We start from the raw sequence: 21,094 nt of genomic DNA, 5'->3' as shown, positions 1-21,094 counted from the left end.
ATATTGGCCATGGGATCACACCTTCTCGACTTCCGGGCGACCAAGGATGCCGGTCGGCTTGAAGATCAGCACGAAAGCCAGGATGCCGAAAGCCGCGACATCCTTGTAGGCGATGGAGAAATAGGCCGACCACAGCGATTCGATCAGGCCGATCAGGAGGCCACCGAGAACAGCGCCCGGCAGCGAGCCGATGCCGCCCAGAACGGCTGCCGTAAATGCCTTGACGCCGGGAATGAAGCCGTCGCTGAAAGAGGCAACACCATAATACATCAGATACATGGTGCCGGCGACCGCGGCGAGTGCTGCACCCATGATGAAGGTGATGGAGATGGTCTTGTCGACATCAACGCCGAGCAGCGCCGCCATCTTGCGATCCTGTTCGGTGGCGCGCTGCGCCCGGCCGAGCGGGGTCTTGTTGACGATGTACCAGAAGGCGAAGAGCAGCACCGAGGTGACGACCATGATGATCAGCTGCTTCAGCGACACGGTGATGGCGCCGAAATGATAGCTTTCGGTCACCAGCGACGGGATCGGCTTATTGCGTGGACCCTGCGTGACCTGGATGAAATTGGAAAGCGCGATCGACATGCCGATGGCAGTGATCAGCGGCGCAAGACGGAAGGAGCCTCTGAGCGGGCGGTAGGCGACGCGTTCGATCACCCAGTTCCACAGGCCAGTCATCAGCATGGCGACGACCATCATCAGAAGCAGAAGAAGCGCCACCGGAATGCCGGCGACAAAGGATGTCACGATCAGGAAAACGATCAGCGCGGCGAAGCCGCCGAGCATGAAAATATCGCCATGGGCGAAGTTGATCATGCCGATGATGCCGTAAACCATCGTATAGCCGATAGCGATGAGGCCGTAGATCGATCCAAGAGTCAGCCCGTTTATGAGCTGCTGGATAAAATACTCCATGTCTTTCCCCCGGGCACGACCTCAAATGGGCCACGCCTCGTTATGTTAATTATAGGGGCGCCCTTGCAGGCAGACCCCCACCCTCAAAATGCATATCGTGTTCGTTAAAAATGTGAAGTCAAAAACGGGCGATCCTGCACAAAATTTGGAATTTCCACACCAGCTGCCGCTTTCCCGATCAAAAGAGCCATGATTTTGGCAGGAAGTGCTGAAAAAATGACGGTCGAATGCTTATTTTAGCATTGTCCGACGCCATTATTTGACGGGCAGCGGGCAAAGGAGTAGCGAAGATCGGAACGGCGATATCCCGCAGACGGGATTCAATTGGCAAAGAGATGATCGACATATTGACGAAAGCGGCGCTGGACGCCGGGCAGGCCATCATGGCGGTCCACCGTGCCGGCCCGCATGTGTCGTACAAGGATGACTGCTCGCCGGTGACGGAAGCCGATCAGCGTGCCGAAGCGATCATTCTTGCGGCCCTGGCCGCCCATTTTTCCGATATACCGGTGGTCGCCGAAGAGGCCGTGTCGAGTGGCATCCTGCCGGAAACCGGAGCGGAGTTCTTTCTCGTCGATCCGCTGGATGGAACCAAGGAGTTCATTTCCGGCAAGGATGATTTCACCGTCAACATCGCGCTCATCCGCAACGGCGCTCCGGTGGTCGGTGTGGTTTACGCCCCCTGTCGCGGACAGGCGTGGACCGGCGAGGGCAACGCCGCCGAAAAACTCGCCATATCGGCCGAAGGCGTCATTCTGTCGCGCCACCCCATCCGGGCCCGCCAGCGCGGCGCTTCCCCCGTGGCGCTGATCAGCCGTTCGCACTGCACCGCACGAACGGAAGCCTTCGTGGCCGAACATGGACTGAAGGACTGTATTTCTGTCGGCTCGTCGCTGAAATTCTGCATGCTGGCGGAGGGTGCCGCCGATATCTACCCACGCTTCAGCCGCACCATGATGTGGGACACGGCGGCGGGCGACGCCGTGCTGCGCGCCGCCGGCGGCCGGACGCTGGACTGCTCGGGCCTTCCGCTAACCTATGCGGTGAAGGGCGATGGCGAGGATGCGCTGGCCAATCCGGATTTCATTGCCGAAGGGGCGATGGCGGTGGAACACGCGGGGTAACGGGCGCTCGGCGTTTGCTGCGGCTCTTGCGACGGGCGGCATTGGTGAGCTTCGGTGTGTGCGGCTTTACCCCCCTCTGCCCTGCCGGGCATCTCCCCCTCAAGGGGGGAGATCGACTCGCGGATAGGTCTCCCCCCATCTCAACGTTTGCGAATGAAGTGGCGGTAGCGCTTCCTGCTGATCTCCCCCCTTGAGGGGGAGATGCCCGGCAGGGCAGAGGGGGGTAAAGCCACACACACCAAGGCCCCCCAAAAAATAATCCACCCCCGCTCATCCCCGCCCCACGCCACCACCTCACAATGCCCCCGCAACGAAACACCGCAGCGCGGGAGGCACATCATGACCGAACAGACGGCGAGACTTCAGCTTCCCTATATCCTCCCCTCGCAGGCGCAGAAACACGTCACCCACAACGAGGCGCTGCAACGGCTCGACGCGATCGTGCAGCTGGTCGTCAAGGCTGTGGTTGCCGCACCGCCCGAAAACGCCGCCGAGGGAGATTGTTTCCTCCTCTCCGCCGACGCTGCCGGCGATTGGGCCGGCAAGGGCGGCAGGCTCGCCTTCCGGCAGGATGGCGCGTGGCTCTCTATCACACCGCAGCCCGGCTGGACGGCATGGTTTGCGGCCGAAAGCAGATACCGCGTCCTGCGCGACGGCGGCTGGCGTGACCTGCCACTGCCGGCCACCGGTCGGCTGGAAAGCATGGGAATCGGCACGGAGGCCGACGCCGTCAACCGGCTGGCGCTCGCCTCCCCCGCCAGCCTTTTCACCCACCCGCAGAATGACGGCAGCCACCGCATGACGATCAACAAGGCGGGCGGGGCCGATACAGCCTCATTGCTGTTCCAGTCCGGCTGGAGCGGCCGCGCGGAGATGGGCCTGGCGGGAAATGACGGGTTTTCGATCAAGGCCAGCACGGACGGAGCCTCATGGCACACCGCCATAGTCTGCAGCGGCAATGGTCGCGTCTCGATGCCCAACCGCCCGCTCGCCGTCGCTGGCCTGCCGGCGGGCACGACGAAGCCGGCCAATGGCTCTGCCGCCGGTTTTTCCGTGCTCTCCCTCGCTGAGGGCGGCTTTGCCCTCGGTGATGCGGCAAGTGGTGGTGGGCGCGACCTGGTGGTGCCAGCGAAAGGCCTCTATCTGGCCATATTGACGCTTGCCGTGGTCTCGTCTTCCGGCCACCGGGTGACGCTGTTGATCAACGGCACGGCGGCCGATTTCGACATCGCGGGCAATGTGTCGGACTCAGGCACGTCGCAGTCGGCAACCGCCTTCCTTCGCCTCGATGCCGGCGACCGCCTGCGGCTGCACCATGAGGGAACGGTGGAATTGACCCAGGGCAACGGCAAAACGTGCCTTTCGCTTGCGTGGATCTGATCTGGACAACCGATGAGAGAGAAAAATTGCGATTTTTGGAAAAATTTTTCCCCGACAAAATAAGGCGACTCGAACAAATCAGGCGAAACCGTTCAAATTCTTAATAAATTGTCACGAGCTGCTTAGGCAATTTTTAAAGGTACGGGGCTAAAGTTCCCGTCATATGGTCTTGAGTTTGTATAGAGTGTCCAATGACCGAAATGATACGCCCACGAGTTAAATATGTCATCGGCCCCGATGGCAGCCCTCTGACGATTGCGGATCTTCCGCCTGCCAATACCCGGCGCTGGGTCATTCGCAGAAAGGCAGAGGTTGTTGCCGCCGTGCGCGGTGGACTGTTGAGCCTCGAAGAGGCCTGCGAGCGTTATACGCTCACCGTTGAAGAATTCCTGTCCTGGCAGTCCTCGATTGCCGATCATGGCCTTGCCGGCCTGCGCACCACGCGCATTCAGCAATACCGCCACTGAGAAAGTGCGCCGGCGCGCCAAAGGCGCCCAACGCCGGATTTTCAAAACGCCCCGTCAGTTTATCGACGGGGCTTTCGGTTTGATTTCGGATTTTTCATTCAGAACCATGCCTGCTGACGGTGAGAGATTGTCGCCGGTTTGTGTCCGCTGCGTTCGCTATCCCGCTGTTTCAATTCGGGCGCAAGCCGCTACAGTGGAGATACGAACAGCAATGGGAAGGCAGAGATAATGGATATCAAGACAACCGAAACCGGATCGCGCGGCGAATATCTCGCAACCGTCGACGGCCATACGGCGGAAATGACCTATTCCCGCACCTCCCCTTCCCTCATCATCATCGATCATACCGGCGTGCCCGATGCGCTTCGCGGCAAAGGCGTCGGCCAGGCACTTGCCGCCTACGCCATCGATGAAGCCCGCAAGGGCGGCTGGAAGATCATTCCGCTCTGCCCCTTCTTCAAGGCCCAGACCCTGCGCCATCCAGACTGGGCCGATGTTATCCAGGGCTAAGGGCGCTTTATCATCTGTCTGAGGGCAGAAGTCGCAAGCGTCGCGGCATATTTCTTCTCCCCGCCGGGGAGTAGGTGGCCCGAAGGGTCGGATGAGAGGGCAACGCCAGTAGTATGCGGAGAACTTGCCCCCTCGTCCCGCTGCCGCGGACTTTTCCCCGGCGGGGAGAAAAAACAAGCGGCTTACGCTTAATCCCTCACAGCCGTTGCAAATATCGCGTCATTTCATAAATGCGTGTCACGCCACCTTCAACGGTGGGGTCCCGGCATGCATGCTCCGGCGGACCTCTTCCCGAAATTCGAGCGTATCCTTTGCGCCGTGCACGGCCACGGCATGCTGCACGGCCGCCTCCATCAGCTCCTCCTGGGAATCGGCCGAAATGGCAACGGTGCATCTGCTGTCACTGGGAAATTCACGGCAATCGATATATTGGCGGGCCATTTTTTCCTCCCTGCAATGGCCGCCCGCACCCGCACGGGTGCGTGCGCGTAAAAGCCTCCGGCTCACGGTCGGAACCCCTGTAAAATACGCCTTTCCGCATGTCCGGACAATCGAAATCGGGGCGGCCGCCCCGTCGTGGCGCGATGGCGAAGCAGCAAGACAAAAGGCCGCCCTGATGGAGCGGCCTTTCGAAAAAAAGCATGTCGTCCCGTCATTGAAAGCCGCCTCCTGATCCACCGGCAGCCGTCAATGAGGACGAGGTTCGTCAGTTCTGCGCCACCTGTCAGGCGCGGGCGCGGATGGCTCCGTCGCGGTTTTCCAGTGCGGCGGCCTTTTCATATTCGGCCTGCACCTCTTCCAGCGATGCCTCGGCGGCCTCCTGCTGGGCCTTCAGTTCCCGGATGGAAACCTGAAGATTATCCGCCCGCTGGCGCGCGGCCTTGGCGAAGGTCGGATAGGCGAAATGCGTCGGATCGGTAATGCCCGACTTGCTCTCTTCCAGAGAGATCTGATGCACCAGTTCCTTTGCCATCCGCTCGAATTCGGACATCATCTGCTGCAGCTGATTAAGCTGCCTGCGTTTTTCATTGACCTGAAATTCCTTCAGGCGAACCAGGCTGTCACGCGACTTCATACGCAATACTCCATGGATAGCGAGACCCGGATCAAAAAGGGCACTATGCCCCCTCGACCGGCCCGTTTAACCCGCCCTTTCAACCGGCCGGGTTAACCCGTTGTGCCGGAATGATTCCCGAAAGTTACCCGGCGTTAATAAAAAACCGCCGCCGTTAACCTTTCGTTTACGGGCATCGTTAATGATAAACACGATCATTTAAGGGTCGGTAAATGCCAGGTCCAAAAAAATGGGCCAGACGATGTAAGAGTCGATTGAATCACTTAGCGGGAAATACTCACGTTAAGCTTCAATTTTGGCGATGGTGGATTCACGTGCAAAAACAGCGAAATGCCTAGTTTGCTTAATAAATTCGATACACCTTGCCAAAGGCAATTAGAATTTGTTAACCATTTGGTGGCAGCCTGCAAATCAGGCAACGTCTGGATCCGCATCGCGCGAGGCAATGTTTTACCGGTTCGCGGGCGGCAAAGGGGATAATTATGCGGGTTCTACTGATTGAAGACGACAGCGCGACAGCGCAGAGCATTGAACTGATGCTGAAGTCGGAAAGCTTTAACGTTTACACGACCGACCTCGGTGAGGAAGGCGTGGACCTTGGCAAGCTTTACGACTACGACATTATTCTTCTCGACCTTAACCTCCCCGACATGTCGGGTTACGAGGTGCTGAGAACGCTTCGGCTTTCCAAGGTCAAGACGCCGATCCTCATCCTGTCCGGCATGGCCGGCATTGAGGACAAGGTTCGCGGCCTCGGCTTTGGCGCAGACGATTACATGACGAAGCCGTTCCACAAGGACGAGCTTGTTGCCCGCATTCACGCAATCGTCCGCCGTTCCAAGGGCCATGCGCAGTCGGTCATCTCCACCGGCGAGCTGATCGTCAATCTCGATGCCAAGACGGTTGAAGTGGGCGGCCAGCGCGTTCACCTGACCGGCAAGGAATATCAGATGCTTGAGCTGCTTTCGCTGCGCAAGGGCACGACGCTGACCAAGGAAATGTTCCTGAACCACCTTTATGGCGGCATGGACGAGCCGGAACTGAAGATCATCGACGTCTTCATCTGCAAGCTGCGCAAGAAGCTGGCAAACGCCGCCGGCGGCGCGAACTACATCGAAACCGTCTGGGGCCGCGGTTATGTTCTGCGCGAGCCGGATGGCTCGACGGAATATCTCGAAACCGCCTGATTCCTGCTGGAACAGGGCTGTTTTAAAAGACCCGCTGGAAACGGCGGGTTTTTTGTTGACTGCGGGTCGCGGCAGGTCGGCAACGGCGTCCCGCTCAGGCGGAGGGGCGAGAGGACAATAAATGACGGACACAATCCCCACCCTCGTGACAAATCGCCTTAACCTTCGCCCACCGCGACTGGACGATTTCCCGGCCTATCGTGATTTCATGGCGTCACCGCGCTCCACCGGCGTCGCCGGACCGCATGATCTCGCCGCCGCATGGGCCATGTTCTGTCAGGACAGGGCATTGTGGTCGTTCTTCGGTCACGGCGCGCTGATGATCGATCTCGCCGAGAGCGGCGAATGCATCGGTCAGGTCGGCATCAATCACGGCCCCCTCTATCCCGAGAAGGAACTGGGCTGGCTGCTTTACGACGGTCATGAAGGCAGGGGTTATGCGGCGGAAGCCGCAACGGCGCTGCGGGACTGGGCCTTCGATACGCTGAAGCTTCCAACCCTCGTCAGCTATGTCGGCGCAGGCAACCGCCAATCCGCCGCCGTTGCGGAGCGAATCGGCGGAGTGCTGGACCCTGTCGCGCCGCGCCCGCTGCCATCAGATCTGGTCTATCGCCATGATGTGCGAAGGGATCGGCATGCAAGGACGTGATCGATAGGGCCGCATTTATGCGGCCCGTCTTTATTTTAAAGCGTCACGCAGAAAGGTCGTGACTGCACCACGGATCTCCTGATGCAGTGCCGCCCTGTCTCTTCCGCCACCGCTGCGGCATATGAATGCTTCATCGGGCGATTCTTCCAGCAGGCGTTTTTCGCCATCTTCCTTGCATATCTGCATGAAACTCAAATGGGTGGCGTCCGGTATCACATGATAGGTGGTCGTCGCCTTTGGCAGAAGAGCGGCGACACGGTCTGAATCGGCTTTGATCGCCGCAATCTCCGGCGTTTCCACGCCAGCGGCCATCACCAGAACCGGAACGTCCACCTGTCGCAACGTCTCAGGCAGAAAGCCCGCCGCCGGGCCCAGATCAAGCGAAACGACAGCGCGAATACGGTTATCATACCTGCTCATTGAGAGGCGCGGATCGGCCTTTCCATCACCAATAATTCCCACCTTGCTTAAGAGCCGGTTGGCTTTGCATTGCGGCGGCAGCGGCGTCACATCGCAACCTTCAAGAGCCAGATCGGCACTATATCTTGCGCCTGCGAGTTCCATCGCGGTCCAGCCGCCGAGCGAATGGCCGATGACTGCGATGCGCCGACTGTCGATGCGCCCGGCAAGAGCCTCATCTTTGAGGAGCGCTGTCAGGACCGTACTGATGGCGCGTGGCCTTTCCCAAAGTGCCACCACCTCGTTTCCCTTCTGCGCCTCGAAATCTTCGCCAGCATGATCGGGTGCGGCGACGACATAACCATCATGCACCAGTTCACCCGCAAGCCAGTTGAGGTTGCGCCAGCTGCCGCCGTAACCATGAGACAGCAGCACAAGCGGGCGAGAACCCGGGGCACGGGAGGCGTCCCGGAGAACATCAAGCCCGAAAAATATGGCGTTCTCGCCGACAGTCTCCGCTTTCCCGGAAGACGTGGTTGGATACCACATTGAAACTGCGAGAGTTTTTCCGCCTTGATCAGCCGGCAACTCAATCTGTTTGAAACCTATGGCCTCTTTGGCGGTCACGCTTGCGGTCAGCGCGAAAAGGAGCATTGCAGCTAGTGTCAGTATGCGCATGTTTGTCTCTCCGTTGGTCTGGACGGAGAAAAGATTGGCTTATCCGATTGCCGGAGAGACCTTGAACGCGCTCGTCGTCGTACTCGATCGTGATCGAGGCCGTCGCGGCAACGGCCAGGTTCACGTGACGGATCAGATCGCTGCAAGCTGCTGGAGATGGCCTGTCATGCCGACACCCTCCCCGCCCGAATTCACCGTATCGAAGTAGTCGTGCCAGCCGCTCTCGGCGGTTGCCTCCACTACTATCAGTCAAAGCCCTTTGTCCGTGCTTTGGACATCGTGGAGTTAGGGTGTCCTGATCCGCTCGAAAAGCCGCACGGGGCTTTCCCGGAAGGTCGTCTCCCGGAAAGGGCGGAAGCCGAAGCGGGTGGCGATTGCGAGGGAGGGTACGTTGAGCGGATCGATCATGCACACGATCCGGTTCGATATGCCCTGCGTGTCGAACCAGCCAAGCGCGGCCTGCACGGCTTCGCTCGCCACGCCCTTGCCCGTCAGATCCCTGTCGATCTTCCACATGGCCTCCGGTGCGGTGTCGAAATCCGCGCCATGTCCGCGGCGCATATGGGCGAGACCCACCTCGCCGACGATTCGTCCCGTGGACAGTTCCTCGACCACGAAAGGCCCGAAACCGAAGACGGACCAGTGGCCGATGAAACGCAAAAGCCGCGCGAAAGCGAGTTCGGGGTCGAGCGGCGCTATTGAGTTCACCCCCGGAATGGGTTGAACGGCCGCGCTCCAGAAAGCGCAATAACGCGCTTCGTCCTCGATGGCATGCGGCCGAAGACAAAGACGCGCGGTTTCGACACGAATCATGAGACCTCCCCTGGAAACGAAAAAGGGCCGGGCGCTGGCAAAACCGGCCCGACCCCTGATGGCATCACTGTCGCATTGAAACGATCACGCCGCGATCGTCTTTGCCGTGAAGACGATACGATCGTCATGCACCTTGTATTCCACCGTCATATTGGCCTCCTCGGCCAGAAGCAGCGTGTAATAGGGCTGAACGGAATGGGCGTCGACCGCCTCTTCCAGCCTGCCCTCGTAGATTTCCACGAACTTGCCCGGCACGCGCATCATCCGGCCCTTGACGGTGATTTCGAACTTGGCGTCGCCATCGGGGTTTTCAAGCAGCACATCCACATTGCCACCGCGCGGTATCGCGCCATAGGCCACGAGGAAGAGGTTGAGCAGAAGCTTGACGCGGTTCTTGGCAACGATGGCGCGCGGGCCGTTCCAGCTGACTTCCGCCTTCTTTTCGGCCTCTGCAAAATCCTTGGCGGCCTTTTCGGCCTCGCCGGTATCGATCGACGCGCCGGCGGAACCGGAAGCACCGAAAGCAAGGCGGGCGAACTTCAGCCGCACGGATGCGTTAAGGGCTGACGTGCGGATGAGATCGAGCGCATCGTCATCCGTGCCGCCCTCGTCCAGCAGTTCGAGGCCGTTATTGATGGCGCCGACAGGAGAAATCACATCATGGCACACACGGCTGCACAGAAGGGCCGCCAGATCGGGACCGGACAGCGTGATATTGAGTTTGCTGGTCATAAAATTCTCTCCTGCGCAAGGGAGGCGCGGACGGTGTGGAAATTGTTAAGCCATAATGACACCATATTTGGTAAACCGATTGTTAATAGGATGGTTTCAAAATGCCAAATGCCTTAACAGGCCACACTGGAGCCCCGTGTATCCGCCAGGATGCGCGAAACATGCTGTAGAACTTTGACTCTGCGCGTCGGCCCTTTCGAAAAACCGATTCGGATTTTCGAACCGACGCGCTAACGAAACAGACGGACGGACATGACGATGCGCCTTAAGAAAACCCGCACCATTGCACGCCTCGGACTGGGAAAGATCGTCGCGCTCCTCGCGAGCCTGCTGATATGGGTCGCACCGGCCGCGGCCCAGAACAGCGATCAATATTCTTTCCAGGAAGTCGTGGATGCAGGCCACGGATTCTTCGGCGAAACCACCGGCGGCCTTGCCAAGGTGGTGGAGCGCGCCTTCCAGCAATACGGTCTTCCGAACGGTTACATTCTCGGCCAGGAGGGCTCCGGCGCCTTCGTTGCCGGCCTCACCTATGGCGAGGGCACGCTTTACACCAAGAATGCCGGCCAGCACCCCGTCTTCTGGCAGGGGCCGTCGCTCGGCCTCGATTACGGCGGCCAGGGCACCCGCGCCATGATGCTGGTCTACAATCTGCCCTCCGTTGATTCGCTCTATCGCCGTTACGGCGGCGTCAGCGGCTCCGCTTTCATCGTCGCCGGCGTCGGCATGACCTATCTGAAAAGCAGCGAAGTCACGCTCGCCCCCATCCGCACCGGCATCGGCGCACGCCTCGGCATCAATGTCGGTTACCTGAAGCTCACCCAGCAGCCGACTTGGAACCCCTTCTGATAAGACGGGTTGATAGGACGAGACGGTGCGGCGGATTTCTTCTCCCCGCCGGGGAGAAGGTGGCCCGAAGGGTCGAATGAGGGGGCAACCTTGCCGTATCTCATAACCCTCGCCCCTCATACCGCTGCCGCGGACTTCTCCCCCTCGGGGAGAAGAAACAAGCGGCGAGGTCTCGCCCACGAATTGCCAAAGGGAGACCCCTCCCCGCGGTTGCAATAATAGCGTAACGTGTTTTCGCGCCCCTCTTTCCGAATGCGCGCGTATCTGAGTTTCGGAGACTGTAAAGCGTGATCGAATATGCCATTCTCTTCGGATTGGGTTTTCTCACCGCAACCCTGCTGGCCCTGTTGATCGCACCCGCGATCCACCGCCGCATCGTCGCTTATACGGAAAACCGCATACGCGCGACAATGCCCATCAGCCCGCAGGAAGTCCGCGCCCAGAAGGACATGGCGCGTGCGCTCTACGCCGCCGAAAACGCCAAGGTCCGCCAGGAACTGGAAACGGAGCGGGAAAAGAACACCTCGCTCCGCCTCGCCAACGAGGCCGCTTCCAGCGATGCTTATCGCCTCGGCGAGCAGAACCGCAGCTTTTCCCTGAAGATCGAAGAGTTGACGCTGGAGATCGGCGAATTGCGCGCCGCACTTGACGCCAGCGAAGAGCGCGCCGGCATCATCCAGGCCAACCTCTTGCAACAGGAGCAGGCTGCCAATGAGCGCGCCAGCCAGATGTCCGATCTCACCGCCCGCCTCACCAACCTGACGCGCGAACTCGATGATTCGAAAATCCTCGCCGCCACCCGCGATCTCGAAGCCGAACAGGCCAAACAAAGCGCCACACGCTTCCGAAAGGAAGGCGAGACCGTCACCCGCGAGCTTCAGGATATCGCCAGCCGCAACCGGGAAGCGATGGAAGCCGTGGCGCGCGAAAGCCGCAAGGTAACGAGGCTTGAGGAGCAACTGGCCAGCACCATTGCCAAAAACGCCGACCTCGACACGATGCTGACCCTGCGCAACCAGGAGGTCGCGCGCCTCAAGGAACAGTTGGCCGCAACCGGCGGCCGCAGCAACGACATGATCATCCGCCTGCCGAACCCCGCTGTTCCCGCCGAAAAGCCGGTCGAGCGGCAGCAAGCCGCAGCGCCGACCCCTGCCGCCACGCTCGAAACCGCGCCCGCCATCGAGAAGGACGCACAACAGACGGCAGCCCCGGAGGATGCCACCCCCGCCTCCCCGCCGGAGGAGCCGAGCGCACAGCCGGGCGCATTGGCACCGGAAGGTTTGGAACAGGAAATCGAGGATATCCGCAATCAGGGCACCGCGCTCACCGAGCGCCTGTTGAATGTGCGTGGTACCGGTAATGACGAGCCCGTCCGCCGCGAAATCGCGAGGATCGCCGCCGAGATGATCGCGCTGACAGCCGCGCAGGAGGGTGAGGCATCGCCTATTCCGGGGCTGCTGGCCAAGGCGTCTGGTTCATCGGGGCGGGAGAGCCTTGCGAAGCGGGCGAAGGTGGTGATGGAGAAGCGGAAGCGTTAGGTACTCTGTGGTGTGGTTACGCCAACGTTGAGTGTGCAGCTTACCCCCCTCTGCCCTGCCGGGCATCTCCCCCTCAAGGGGGGAGATCGGCAGGAGGCCCTGACACCACTCCATTCGCAAGCGCTGAGATGGGCGATCTCCCCCTCGAGGGGGAGATGTCCGGCAGGACAGAGGGGGGTAAGCCGCAGACGCCGAAGGGGTAAAGCGGCTCTGATCTACACCCGCCCGATCACCCCCGCCATCTGATAAAGCGCCAGCCCCGAAGCCGTCCCCGCATTCAAGCTATCCAGCTGCGGCGACTGCGCAATCCGCGCCGTATGAAACCGCGACAGCACCGATTGCGGCAACCCCTCGCCTTCCGTGCCGATGACGAGCGCCATGCGTTCAGCGCGGGGAATATCGCGGATTTCGGTCTCGCCACCGGGCGAAAGGCTCCAGATCGCAAAACCGGCTGCCGCGAGCCGCTCCAGCATCTCCACTGCCCCGCCGCCGCGATGATAGGGGACCGACAGCACCGACCCCACGGAAACCCGCAGCGCCTTGCGATAGAGCGGGTCACAGCACGTCTCGTCCAGCAGCACCGCATCGGCATAAAAGGCTGCGGCGTTGCGAAACATCGCTCCGAGATTGTCGTGGTTGGAAATGCCGCAGCCAACGAGCACCAGAGACGACGCGGGAAGCGCTGCAATCATCTCTTCCAGGCCGTCATCGCGCACCCGCCGCCCGAGCGCCAGAATGCCACGATGCAAATGGAAACCGACGATACCATCCAGCACCGGCGCTTCGGCCACATAAACGGGCACATCTTCGGGGAAATCGGAGAGAATATCCGCAACGCCGGAAAGCCGGTTGCGCAGAATCAGGATGCTCTCCGCCGCAAAGGCCCCACCCGCCTTGTGAGCGGCGGCCAGCATGCGCAGCACCACCGTACCTTCGGCGATGAAACGCCCCTGCCGGCCGGTGAGATCACGCTCGCGAATATCGCGAAAGGCGGCAATGCGCGGATCGGCCGGGTCGTCGATCGAGATCAGCGCCCGGCCATCCAGCAGGTTATTGACCTCACTGACCATCAACAGTCACGTCGGCCAGGAACCGGCCGCTGGCGACGTTGAAGACCAGCGCCTTGCGCGTGCCGTTGGCCAGCCGGCCGTAAAACAGCATGTCACCGCCGGAATAGCTGACATTGTCGATCGTGAAGCCCTGCGGCAGGCTGGCGGTGACGGCCATCGGGCCACTACCAGTGGGAACGGCGAGGTTTGGCGCTTCCGTCTGCGTCTGAACGGCCTTCGACGGCCCCATCGCCTTGTAGACAACCGCACCGAAGACAGCCATAAGGCTGATAAACATCACGGAGCCCGACACGATCTGCAAACGGATCATCTTGCGGCGAACTTTTTCCATGGCCGGATCAAGCGGCTTGTCTTCCTGTTCGTCTTGCTCGATCTGCGTCATCGGGTTCCCTGAAATGCTGATGGATCGGAAAAATAAGAATGAACGACCCCTTTAAACAAGGCGGAGACGCAAGGAAAGTCCTGATTGCCGGGGAAGACGCCGAAGGCCGCCTCGATTCCTGGCTGGCGGGCGAACTGGGCAGCGACTTCTCCCGCAGCCGCCTGAAGGCGCTGATCGAACAGGGCGCGGTTTCCCTCAACGGCAAGCCGGTGACCGAGCCGAAAAAGAAGGTGCATCCCGGCGACCGTATCGAGATCGTCATGCCCGAGCCGGAAGACCCGGAACCCAAGGGCGAGGACATTCCCCTCAACGTGGAATATGAGGATGAAGACCTGATCGTGCTCGTCAAGCCCGCCGGCCTCGTCGTGCATCCCGGCGCCGGCAACTGGACGGGAACGCTGGTCAACGCCCTCATTCATCATTGCGGCGACAGCCTCTCCGGCATTGGCGGCGTCAAGCGCCCGGGCATCGTACACCGACTGGACAAGGAAACGTCAGGTGTCATGGTCGTTGCGAAGAACGACAACGCCCACCGGCATCTGGCCGCACAATTTGCCGACCATGGCCGCACCGGGCCGCTGGAACGCGCCTACAAGGCCATCGTCTGGGGCCGCCCGCGCACGCTGCGTGGCACCATCGACGCAGCGCTCGGCCGCAGCGTCGACCGCACCAAACGCGCCGTCAAGCACGAGGATTCGGATGATGCCCGCGAGGCAATCACCCATTACGAGGTAGTCGAGCGTTATCACGAGCGGCCGGACGCCACCTGTCTCGCCTCGATGGTGGAATGCCGTCTCGAAACGGGCCGCACCCACCAGATCCGCGTGCACATGGCCCATATCGGCCACCCGCTGATCGGCGATCCCGAATATGGCGCGGCTTTCCGTACCAAGGCGAACCTTCTGGAAGAACCGGCAAAGAGCATCGTCGGGCGCTTTCCGCGCCAGGCACTTCATGCCTATCTGCTCGCTTTCGAACACCCCCGCACCGGCGAGGTGATGGAGTTCGAAACCGAGCTTCCAGAAGACATGGAAGCCTTGGTCGCCGCATTGCGTGCCTGAAAACGCCTGGCGCAGTTCCAAAAAACTGCGCCGCACATTTCGCCGGAAGCTTCGGATAACAAAAAAAGATTAGCGGAACGCGATATTCTGCCAACGGTCCTCTTCATAGACCGCCCCAATTTCGCTTTAATCCTCGCACCTCCTTTGCCTCGCAAAGCCTTGAACCGCCGCACGTTCGAACTGCCTTGAACGGAGCCGGCACGATGACGGGATCGCGTGCGCATGACGATTAAAGACCGCCGGTTTATATTCCAGGAGCTGCGCAGCGTCGAAGGTTACATCGACCCGCCGGATGCGCTCGTCTTCAAGGCACTTCTGCAGGCGCAGACGAAAAGCGCCCTTAGTGGCGGCATCGCGGAAATCGGCGTCTATTACGGTCGCTCCTATTTCCTGCTGCGCAAATTCGCGCAGAGCCAGGAAAAGGTGCTGGGCGTCGATCTTTTCGATCTGGACCCGCCGCAAGACGGCAGCCTCGACCAGTATGAACGCCTGATGGAAAACGGCCGCCGGCTGGGTTTCACAATGGATCGGGACCTCATCATCAAGGGCGACAGCACGCGGCTGACACCAGACGACATCACGTCCCGAATTGGTCCGACACGGTTTTTCAGTATTGATGGTGGCCATCACCTGCATCACGTGCTGGCCGATGCGAAACTGGCCATGGAGGTGATCGCGCCGCACGGCATCATCGTTTTCGATGACACCTTCAACCCCGCCTGGCCGGAAGTGACGGTGGGTGTCGCCGATTTCCTGCGCACCCACGGCCACAGCCTCGTTTGCTTCGGCATGACGAAATACAAGACCTATGTGTGCCATCGCGAATTTCACTCAATCTATGCGCAGGCCATTGCCATCGATCCGGACCTGCAGGCGCTTGCTCATGTCGAGACGCAGTTCCTCGGCGCGAAGGTGGTGCGTCTGCACAATCCGATGCGCCGACGGGTGATGTATGAGCTGATGGTGCGCTCCGGCCTTGGCGGTTTTTCGGAACGAATTTACCGCTCGAAAGTTAAACAGGTCAAAGAAGGGGTCGCCTCGACATAACGCATGTGTGAACGCAGCGTTCGCTTGAAACGCGGCGTGAGCGTACATATCTGTCACATGGGTTCGTGCGGGGTCGGTAACGACCCGCAGCTTACGGCGCGCCTCCGGCGGGTTATTCGCCGATCAAAGAGGGTGCCGTTCCAGACCATAGATAAGGGGGTGCTTTATGGCCCGCAATAGTTTGCCTACGATTACAGCCGGCGAAGCCGGTCTCAATAGATATCTCGACGAAATCCGCAAATTCCCCATGCTGGAGCCGCAGGAAGAGTACATGCTTGGCAAGCGTTATGCCGAGCATGGCGACCGCGACGCCGCGCACAAGCTCGTCACCAGCCATCTGCGTCTCGTGGCCAAGATCGCCATGGGCTATCGTGGTTACGGCCTGCCGATCGGCGAGGTCGTTTCCGAAGGCAATGTCGGCCTGATGCAGGCGGTGAAGAAATTCGATCCGGAACGCGGTTTCCGTCTGGCCACCTATGCCATGTGGTGGATCAAGGCCTCGATCCAGGAATATATCCTGCGCTCGTGGTCGCTGGTGAAGATGGGCACAACCGCCAACCAGAAGCGTCTGTTCTTCAACCTGCGCCGTCTGAAGGGCCGCATCCAGGCCATCGACGATGGCGATCTGAAGCCGGAGCATGTCAAGGAAATCGCGACGAAGCTGCAGGTGTCTGAAGAAGAAGTCATCTCGATGAACCGCCGCCTGCATGGCGACGCATCGCTGAATGCGCCGATCAAGGCGTCCGAAGGCGAGTCCGGCCAATGGCAGGACTGGCTGGTGGATGACCATGACAGCCAGGAAGACGTGCTGATCGAGCAGGACGAACTGGAAACCCGCCGCCGCATGCTGGCGAAAGCCATGGGCGTGCTGAACGACCGCGAACGCCGCATCTTCGAGGCCCGCAGACTTGCCGAGGAGCCGGTGACGCTGGAAGAACTCTCGTCCGAGTTCGACATCAGCCGCGAGCGCGTGCGCCAGATCGAAGTCCGTGCCTTCGAGAAGGTGCAGGAAGCGGTGCAGAAGGAAGCGCTGGAAGCGGCGCGCGCCCTGCGCGTGGTGGATGCGTAAGACAGCCCGCTCATGACGCCAATGCGCTGACCATGAATCATCCTCGGCCTTCGGCCGGGGATTTTTTGTTGGTAAAAGGCGGGCGATAGGAAATGGTCTGCCTCTGAGACCGACGGTAGTGCTGGAGGAAAACCGGTAGGAAAAATATCGATGCTTCAGAGGATGCCGCTTACCCCCTCTGCCCTGCCGGACATCTCCCCCACAGGTGGGGAGATCGGCAAGACGCGCTACCGCCACTTCATCCTCGGCCGTTGAGTTGGTCGAGACCTCGCGGCATATCGATCTCCCTCCTTGTGGGGGAGATGCCCGGCAGGGCAGAGGGGGGTGAGCCGCACCCACCAACATCCCCGAAGCCCATCACCTGACACAGCAAAGACACCGCCGTAGCCATGTAACGAAAAGGGCGGCCTGAGCCGCCCTTTCAATCCTTATTGACCGCCCGTCGCCGGCGCTGATGCCGCCCATTCGCTGAGCGCCTTGTCGAAAGCGGCGATGCCGTCATTGCCCTTTTGCAGGGTCAGCAGCGCACGCCGGCCATTGCGGTAGGACACCGGAATATCGATCCAGTTGCGGCTCTTCAGAAGCTCCAGATTGGTCTTCATCGCATCCGGGAAGTCGTTGAGCGCGATCATGTGGAAATCGTCGGTGATTTTGGCCGGAACCGCGATCAGCGCGTTGCCGCGATCCTGCTCGGTGCTCTTCATCGCAATACGCTGGACGCTGTCGATCGCGCCGCCTTCAAAGCCGGGCGAAACCGAGAAGACGATTTCGATCAGATGGCTCGCCGGCAGCGACGGATCGGTGTTGCGCTTGAAGGTGATCAGCGCGCTGAGGCCACGGCCGGGAACGGTAATCTGCCCCTGCACGGTAGGCGAAGGCTTGCCTTCGGCATCATTTTCCTGCTGCAGCGACCAGGACACGCTGCCCTGAATGGCGGTCGGAACCGTCTGGCCCAGCACTTCCTCATAAAGGAACATGCGGTCGCCGGAAGCCGCGGCGGCAGGTTGCTGGCCGGCAGGTGCGCCAGTCGGTGTGCCGGCAGGTGCACCTGTATTGCCGGCCGGGCTTTCGCCTGCCGGCGGGGGCGCAACATTCTGCTCGTAGACCGACTGACCTTCCGCCGTGACGGGCTGGCCGTTCGCGCCCGGCGCCTGGCCCTCGTCACGCTCGGTGCCATCAGCCAGAAGCCGCTGGGTGAACTTTGTGCCGGTAACCGAACCATCATCGCCATGCGACTGGTTCGGGTGGTTGTTTGGTGTGGCCGTCGGTTGCTGCTGGCCAGCCGCAGGCGGCTGCTGGGTCGCGGGCGGCGTGGTGGGCTGCGTCTGCGCCGTCTCCGGCGAAGATGTCTGGGTACCACCGTTCTGGGCAGAATTGACCAGCCCGCCCACCATGTCGTTCAGCGCATCGCGGTTCAGCCAGAAGGCATAACCACCGCCGGCAAGCAGCGCCACGCCCACAAGTGCCAGCACCACGGAGGCATAGTTGCGGCGCGGCTTCTTCTTGACCATGTAGGCAGGCGTTGCCGCAGCCGCGCCGAGGCCGGGCGTTTCATCCGAAGACTGGCGGGTGGTGGACGACGCGCCGTCGTAACCGATCAGCTCGTCCAGATCATCCCAGGGCGTACGCTCCCTGTTGTCCTTCGCCTGCGCCTGATCGCCGAAGGGATCGTTATCGGCACGCGGCAGGACGGGGGCGTCTTTGGCGGGAATGGCGATATCCGCATCCTGAAAATAGGACGAGAAATCTTCCACGACGGCCTTTTTCGGAGCGGCCTCCTCGCTCTGCCGCTGCTCGGAAAACTCGTCGCGGGCGCCGAAAGCCGGAGTCTGGCCGAACCGCTGATCCGCATCGTCCCGCCTTTCGGGATCCAGCGTCACTTCCGGTTCCTGATAATGATGCGCGGGATAATCGGCAACGAGCGGATGCTCATCCGCCTCGGCGCGCCTGTCGGCATAATCGTCCGCCGCGCGCAGGTCCTCGTCCCGCGCCTCATCCAGCTTGCGCCAGTCATCTTCATCCACCGGCTGCGCCCAGTGGGCCGGAACGGACGCATCCTCTGCGAGCGGCGCGGTTTCGAATTCACGATCATGCTCGTCGGCCGAACGATAGGCCGGCTCTTCTTCCGCACGGGTGAAATAGGTTTGATGCACCTCGTCGGAAGCGACGGGCGATACCGGCGCCACGGGCGCGGGCGCCTCATAAAGCTCTTCCGGCTCGGCTTCGCCATGCTGTTCTACGCGCGGCTCTTCGTGTGGCTCAGCGTAAACCTGCTCATCCCGCTCGGCTACGGGCGTTTCACGGCCGGGTTCTTCTTCGGTGGCCTGCTCTTCGTAGACCGGCTCGCGCTCGTCGGCCTCGACGGGGGCGGGCTCTTCATAAACCTGCTCCTGCTCTTCGTGCGTAACAGGCTCGGCGGCATGCGCCGCGCGGTCGTCTTCTTCGATTTCGTGCTGGTGGTAAGGCGCAGCCGCGTCTTCCGCGACGGGGGAGAACGCGTCATCCTCCTCCAGCGCCGGAAGCGCCTCGGCATATTCGCTGTCCACTTCGGCAATGGCGGCGTCCAGCTTGGCGATCTGCCGGCGCAACAATTCTTCCGGCGGACGTGGCTTCATATTCTCGAGCTGGCGCACAACCGCACTGCGCGCCTTGTCGTAAACCTTCGCCCGGTTTTCGGGAGTATTGTTCGCCAAGCCATCCACGGCCTTGCGAATGACTGCTACAAAATCCGCCATAAGCACTTTCTCGTCGTGACCGGCGACGTACCGGCCCGATATGGTTTATGAATCTAGATCGCCGAGGACATTAATCCTCAAACGGATCAGTCACAAGTATGGTGTCGTCACGCTCGGGACTTGTCGACAGAAGCGCAACCGGCGCCCCGATCAGTTCCTCCACCTGCCGGACGTATTTGATTGCCTGAGCAGGCAAATCCGCCCATTTTCGGGCACCGACGGTAGATTCTTTCCAGCCTTCCAGCGTGATGTAGATCGGCTCGACACGCGCCTGCGCGCCCTGGCTGGCCGGAAGATGATCGATTTCCTGCCCGTCAAGCTTGTAGCCGACGCAGATTTTCAGCTCATCCAGACCGTCGAGAACGTCGAGCTTGGTGAGCGCAATGCCGGTAATGCCGTTGGTGGCGACCGACTGGCGCACCAGCGCGGCATCGAACCAGCCGCAACGGCGCTTGCGGCCCGTGACGGTGCCGAATTCATGACCCTTTTCACCCAGGAACTGACCGATTTCGTCATTGAGTTCGGTCGGGAACGGGCCTTCGCCAACGCGCGTGGTGTAAGCCTTGGTGATGCCGAGGATATAACCCAGCGAACCAGGACCCATGCCCGAACCGGCAGCGGCCTGGCCGGCAACCGTGTTGGAAGAGGTCACATAGGGATAGGTGCCGTGGTCGATATCGAGCAGCGAACCCTGCGCGCCTTCAAACAGGATGCGGGCACCGGCGCGGCGCTTCTTGTCGAGCAGCAGCCACACGGTTTCGCTGAACGGCAGGATGCGCTCGGCAATCGAGCCCAGCTCTTCCATGATCGTTTCATGCGAGACTTCGGCCGCACCGAAACCGCGACGAAGTGCGTTGTGATGCGTCAGGATGCGATCGACCTTGGCGGAAAGCGCCTCCATGTCGGCGAGATCCATGACGCGGATGGCGCGGCGGCCGACCTTGTCTTCGTAAGCCGGGCCGATGCCACGGCGTGTGGTGCCGATCTTGGTGCCGCTGTTGGAGGCGGCGTCTTCGCGCATGCCGTCCAGTTCACGGTGCAGAGAAAGAATGAGCGTGGCATTGTCGGCGATACGCAGGTTTTCCGGGGTAACCTTGACGCCCTGCGCTTCCAGACGGCCGATTTCGGCGATCAGCGCATGCGGGTCGACGACGACACCATTGCCGATGACGGCGAGCTTTCCGGGACGCACGACGCCGGACGGCAGAAGCGAAAGCTTGTAGCTGACACCATCAATGACAAGCGTGTGGCCGGCATTGTGACCGCCCTGGTACCGCACGACGACATCTGCCCGCTCGGACAGCCAGTCGACAATCTTGCCTTTACCCTCGTCGCCCCATTGCGAGCCGACCACCACAACATTCGTCATTTCTTGCTTTCCTGCTCATGGCGCCTGCGCGCCCGATAACCC

22 protein-coding genes are annotated in these 21,094 nt (G+C 60.8%); 11 read left to right on the top strand and 11 right to left on the bottom strand.

Annotated elements, in window-relative coordinates; genetic code table 11:
- Positions 1–15: 15 nt before the first annotated feature.
- Positions 16–918: a branched-chain amino acid ABC transporter permease gene (locus BLU28_RS19110; RefSeq protein ID WP_004443357.1), complete on the bottom strand. Its 903-nt coding sequence runs from the start codon at positions 916–918 to the stop codon at positions 16–18.
- A 335-nt stretch (positions 919–1,253) separates the two neighbouring features.
- Between BLU28_RS19110 and cysQ the strand changes: the two genes are divergently transcribed.
- From cysQ to BLU28_RS19085, 4 genes are all read left to right on the top strand, one after another.
- A complete protein-coding gene (cysQ, locus tag BLU28_RS19105) occupies positions 1,254–2,042 on the top strand; it encodes a 3'(2'),5'-bisphosphate nucleotidase CysQ (protein WP_077987268.1) in 789 nt (262 codons plus the stop codon).
- A gap of 339 nt (positions 2,043–2,381) precedes the next feature.
- The gene (locus tag BLU28_RS19095; protein ID WP_077987266.1) at positions 2,382–3,422 is read left to right on the top strand and encodes a DUF2793 domain-containing protein; all 1,041 of its coding nucleotides are present in this window, start codon (positions 2,382–2,384) and stop codon (positions 3,420–3,422) included.
- Positions 3,423–3,613: 191 nt separating this feature from the next.
- A complete protein-coding gene (sciP, locus tag BLU28_RS19090; RefSeq protein WP_003491799.1) occupies positions 3,614–3,889 on the top strand; it encodes a CtrA inhibitor SciP in 276 nt (91 codons plus the stop codon).
- A gap of 228 nt (positions 3,890–4,117) precedes the next feature.
- Positions 4,118–4,399 carry a GNAT family N-acetyltransferase gene (locus BLU28_RS19085; protein WP_077987265.1) on the top strand — a complete coding sequence of 94 codons (282 nt, stop codon included), beginning with the start codon at positions 4,118–4,120 and terminating at the stop codon, positions 4,397–4,399.
- Between the two features lie 237 nt (positions 4,400–4,636).
- On the opposite strand, the gene BLU28_RS19080 is transcribed toward BLU28_RS19085, so the two are convergent.
- Together BLU28_RS19080 and BLU28_RS19075 are read right to left on the bottom strand one after the other, a co-directional pair.
- Positions 4,637–4,840 (bottom strand): DUF1059 domain-containing protein, encoded by a 204-nt coding sequence (locus tag BLU28_RS19080; protein WP_004443364.1) that lies wholly within the window; start codon positions 4,838–4,840, stop codon positions 4,637–4,639.
- A gap of 283 nt (positions 4,841–5,123) precedes the next feature.
- A complete protein-coding gene (locus BLU28_RS19075; RefSeq protein ID WP_003491821.1) occupies positions 5,124–5,474 on the bottom strand; it encodes a flagellar export protein FliJ in 351 nt (116 codons plus the stop codon).
- Between the two features lie 482 nt (positions 5,475–5,956).
- Between BLU28_RS19075 and ctrA the strand changes: the two genes are divergently transcribed.
- Positions 5,957–6,661: a response regulator transcription factor CtrA gene (gene ctrA, locus BLU28_RS19070; protein ID WP_004443365.1), complete on the top strand. Its 705-nt coding sequence runs from the start codon at positions 5,957–5,959 to the stop codon at positions 6,659–6,661.
- A gap of 121 nt (positions 6,662–6,782) precedes the next feature.
- The gene (locus BLU28_RS19065) at positions 6,783–7,310 is read left to right on the top strand and encodes a GNAT family N-acetyltransferase (RefSeq protein WP_077987264.1); all 528 of its coding nucleotides are present in this window, start codon (positions 6,783–6,785) and stop codon (positions 7,308–7,310) included.
- A 30-nt stretch (positions 7,311–7,340) separates the two neighbouring features.
- On the opposite strand, the gene BLU28_RS19060 is transcribed toward BLU28_RS19065, so the two are convergent.
- The 4 genes from BLU28_RS19060 to chpT all read right to left on the bottom strand — a co-directional run bounded on the left by BLU28_RS19060 (position 7,341) and on the right by chpT (position 9,932).
- Positions 7,341–8,387, bottom strand: coding sequence for an alpha/beta hydrolase family protein (locus BLU28_RS19060; protein WP_077987263.1), 1,047 nt, complete (start codon positions 8,385–8,387; stop codon positions 7,341–7,343).
- 132 nt (positions 8,388–8,519) lie between these two features.
- Complete coding sequence (locus BLU28_RS26835; RefSeq protein WP_312942747.1) at positions 8,520–8,582, bottom strand: hypothetical protein; 63 nt, start codon at positions 8,580–8,582, stop codon at positions 8,520–8,522.
- 90 nt (positions 8,583–8,672) lie between these two features.
- The gene (locus tag BLU28_RS19055) at positions 8,673–9,200 is read right to left on the bottom strand and encodes a GNAT family N-acetyltransferase (RefSeq protein WP_006700334.1); all 528 of its coding nucleotides are present in this window, start codon (positions 9,198–9,200) and stop codon (positions 8,673–8,675) included.
- Between the two features lie 84 nt (positions 9,201–9,284).
- Positions 9,285–9,932 (bottom strand): histidine phosphotransferase ChpT, encoded by a 648-nt coding sequence (gene chpT / locus BLU28_RS19050; protein WP_004443377.1) that lies wholly within the window; start codon positions 9,930–9,932, stop codon positions 9,285–9,287.
- Between the two features lie 252 nt (positions 9,933–10,184).
- Here chpT and BLU28_RS19045 point away from each other — a divergent pair, with 252 nt between their 5' ends.
- Positions 10,185–10,781 carry a DUF1134 domain-containing protein gene (locus BLU28_RS19045; RefSeq protein ID WP_004443378.1) on the top strand — a complete coding sequence of 199 codons (597 nt, stop codon included), beginning with the start codon at positions 10,185–10,187 and terminating at the stop codon, positions 10,779–10,781.
- A gap of 287 nt (positions 10,782–11,068) precedes the next feature.
- Complete coding sequence (locus tag BLU28_RS19040; RefSeq protein ID WP_077987262.1) at positions 11,069–12,319, top strand: coiled-coil domain-containing protein; 1,251 nt, start codon at positions 11,069–11,071, stop codon at positions 12,317–12,319.
- Positions 12,320–12,534: 215 nt separating this feature from the next.
- On the opposite strand, the gene BLU28_RS19035 is transcribed toward BLU28_RS19040, so the two are convergent.
- Both BLU28_RS19035 and BLU28_RS19030 read right to left on the bottom strand, forming a co-directional pair.
- Complete coding sequence (locus BLU28_RS19035) at positions 12,535–13,389, bottom strand: TrmH family RNA methyltransferase (protein ID WP_092651364.1); 855 nt, start codon at positions 13,387–13,389, stop codon at positions 12,535–12,537.
- Positions 13,379–13,771, bottom strand: coding sequence for a hypothetical protein (locus tag BLU28_RS19030; protein WP_004443384.1), 393 nt, complete (start codon positions 13,769–13,771; stop codon positions 13,379–13,381). Before BLU28_RS19030 ends, BLU28_RS19035 begins: the two co-directional genes overlap by 11 nt.
- A 38-nt stretch (positions 13,772–13,809) precedes the next feature.
- On the opposite strand from BLU28_RS19030, the gene BLU28_RS19025 reads away from it, so the two are divergent.
- From BLU28_RS19025 to rpoH, 3 genes are all read left to right on the top strand, one after another.
- On the top strand, positions 13,810–14,832 hold the full coding sequence (locus BLU28_RS19025; protein WP_077987261.1) for an RluA family pseudouridine synthase: 1,023 nt from the start codon (positions 13,810–13,812) through the stop codon (positions 14,830–14,832).
- 222 nt (positions 14,833–15,054) lie between these two features.
- Positions 15,055–15,879 carry a class I SAM-dependent methyltransferase gene (locus tag BLU28_RS19020; RefSeq protein ID WP_077987260.1) on the top strand — a complete coding sequence of 275 codons (825 nt, stop codon included), beginning with the start codon at positions 15,055–15,057 and terminating at the stop codon, positions 15,877–15,879.
- Between the two features lie 166 nt (positions 15,880–16,045).
- Positions 16,046–16,948 (top strand): RNA polymerase sigma factor RpoH, encoded by a 903-nt coding sequence (gene rpoH / locus BLU28_RS19015; protein WP_004443393.1) that lies wholly within the window; start codon positions 16,046–16,048, stop codon positions 16,946–16,948.
- Positions 16,949–17,376: 428 nt separating this feature from the next.
- Here the strand turns inward: rpoH and BLU28_RS19005 are convergent, their stop codons facing one another.
- Complete coding sequence (locus BLU28_RS19005; protein ID WP_175477712.1) at positions 17,377–19,683, bottom strand: hypothetical protein; 2,307 nt, start codon at positions 19,681–19,683, stop codon at positions 17,377–17,379.
- Between the two features lie 70 nt (positions 19,684–19,753).
- Positions 19,754–21,052, bottom strand: a complete 1,299-nt coding sequence (locus BLU28_RS19000) for an adenylosuccinate synthase (RefSeq protein ID WP_004443399.1) — start codon at positions 21,050–21,052, stop codon at positions 19,754–19,756.
- Positions 21,053–21,094: the final 42 nt, after the last annotated feature.

Origin of the sequence: Agrobacterium pusense, from assembly GCF_900102105.1 — a bacterium.
GTDB lineage: Bacteria > Pseudomonadota > Alphaproteobacteria > Rhizobiales > Rhizobiaceae > Agrobacterium > Agrobacterium pusense.
The sequence above is the reverse complement of the archived record's forward strand: the minus strand, read 5'-3'. Positions and strand labels throughout refer to the sequence as shown.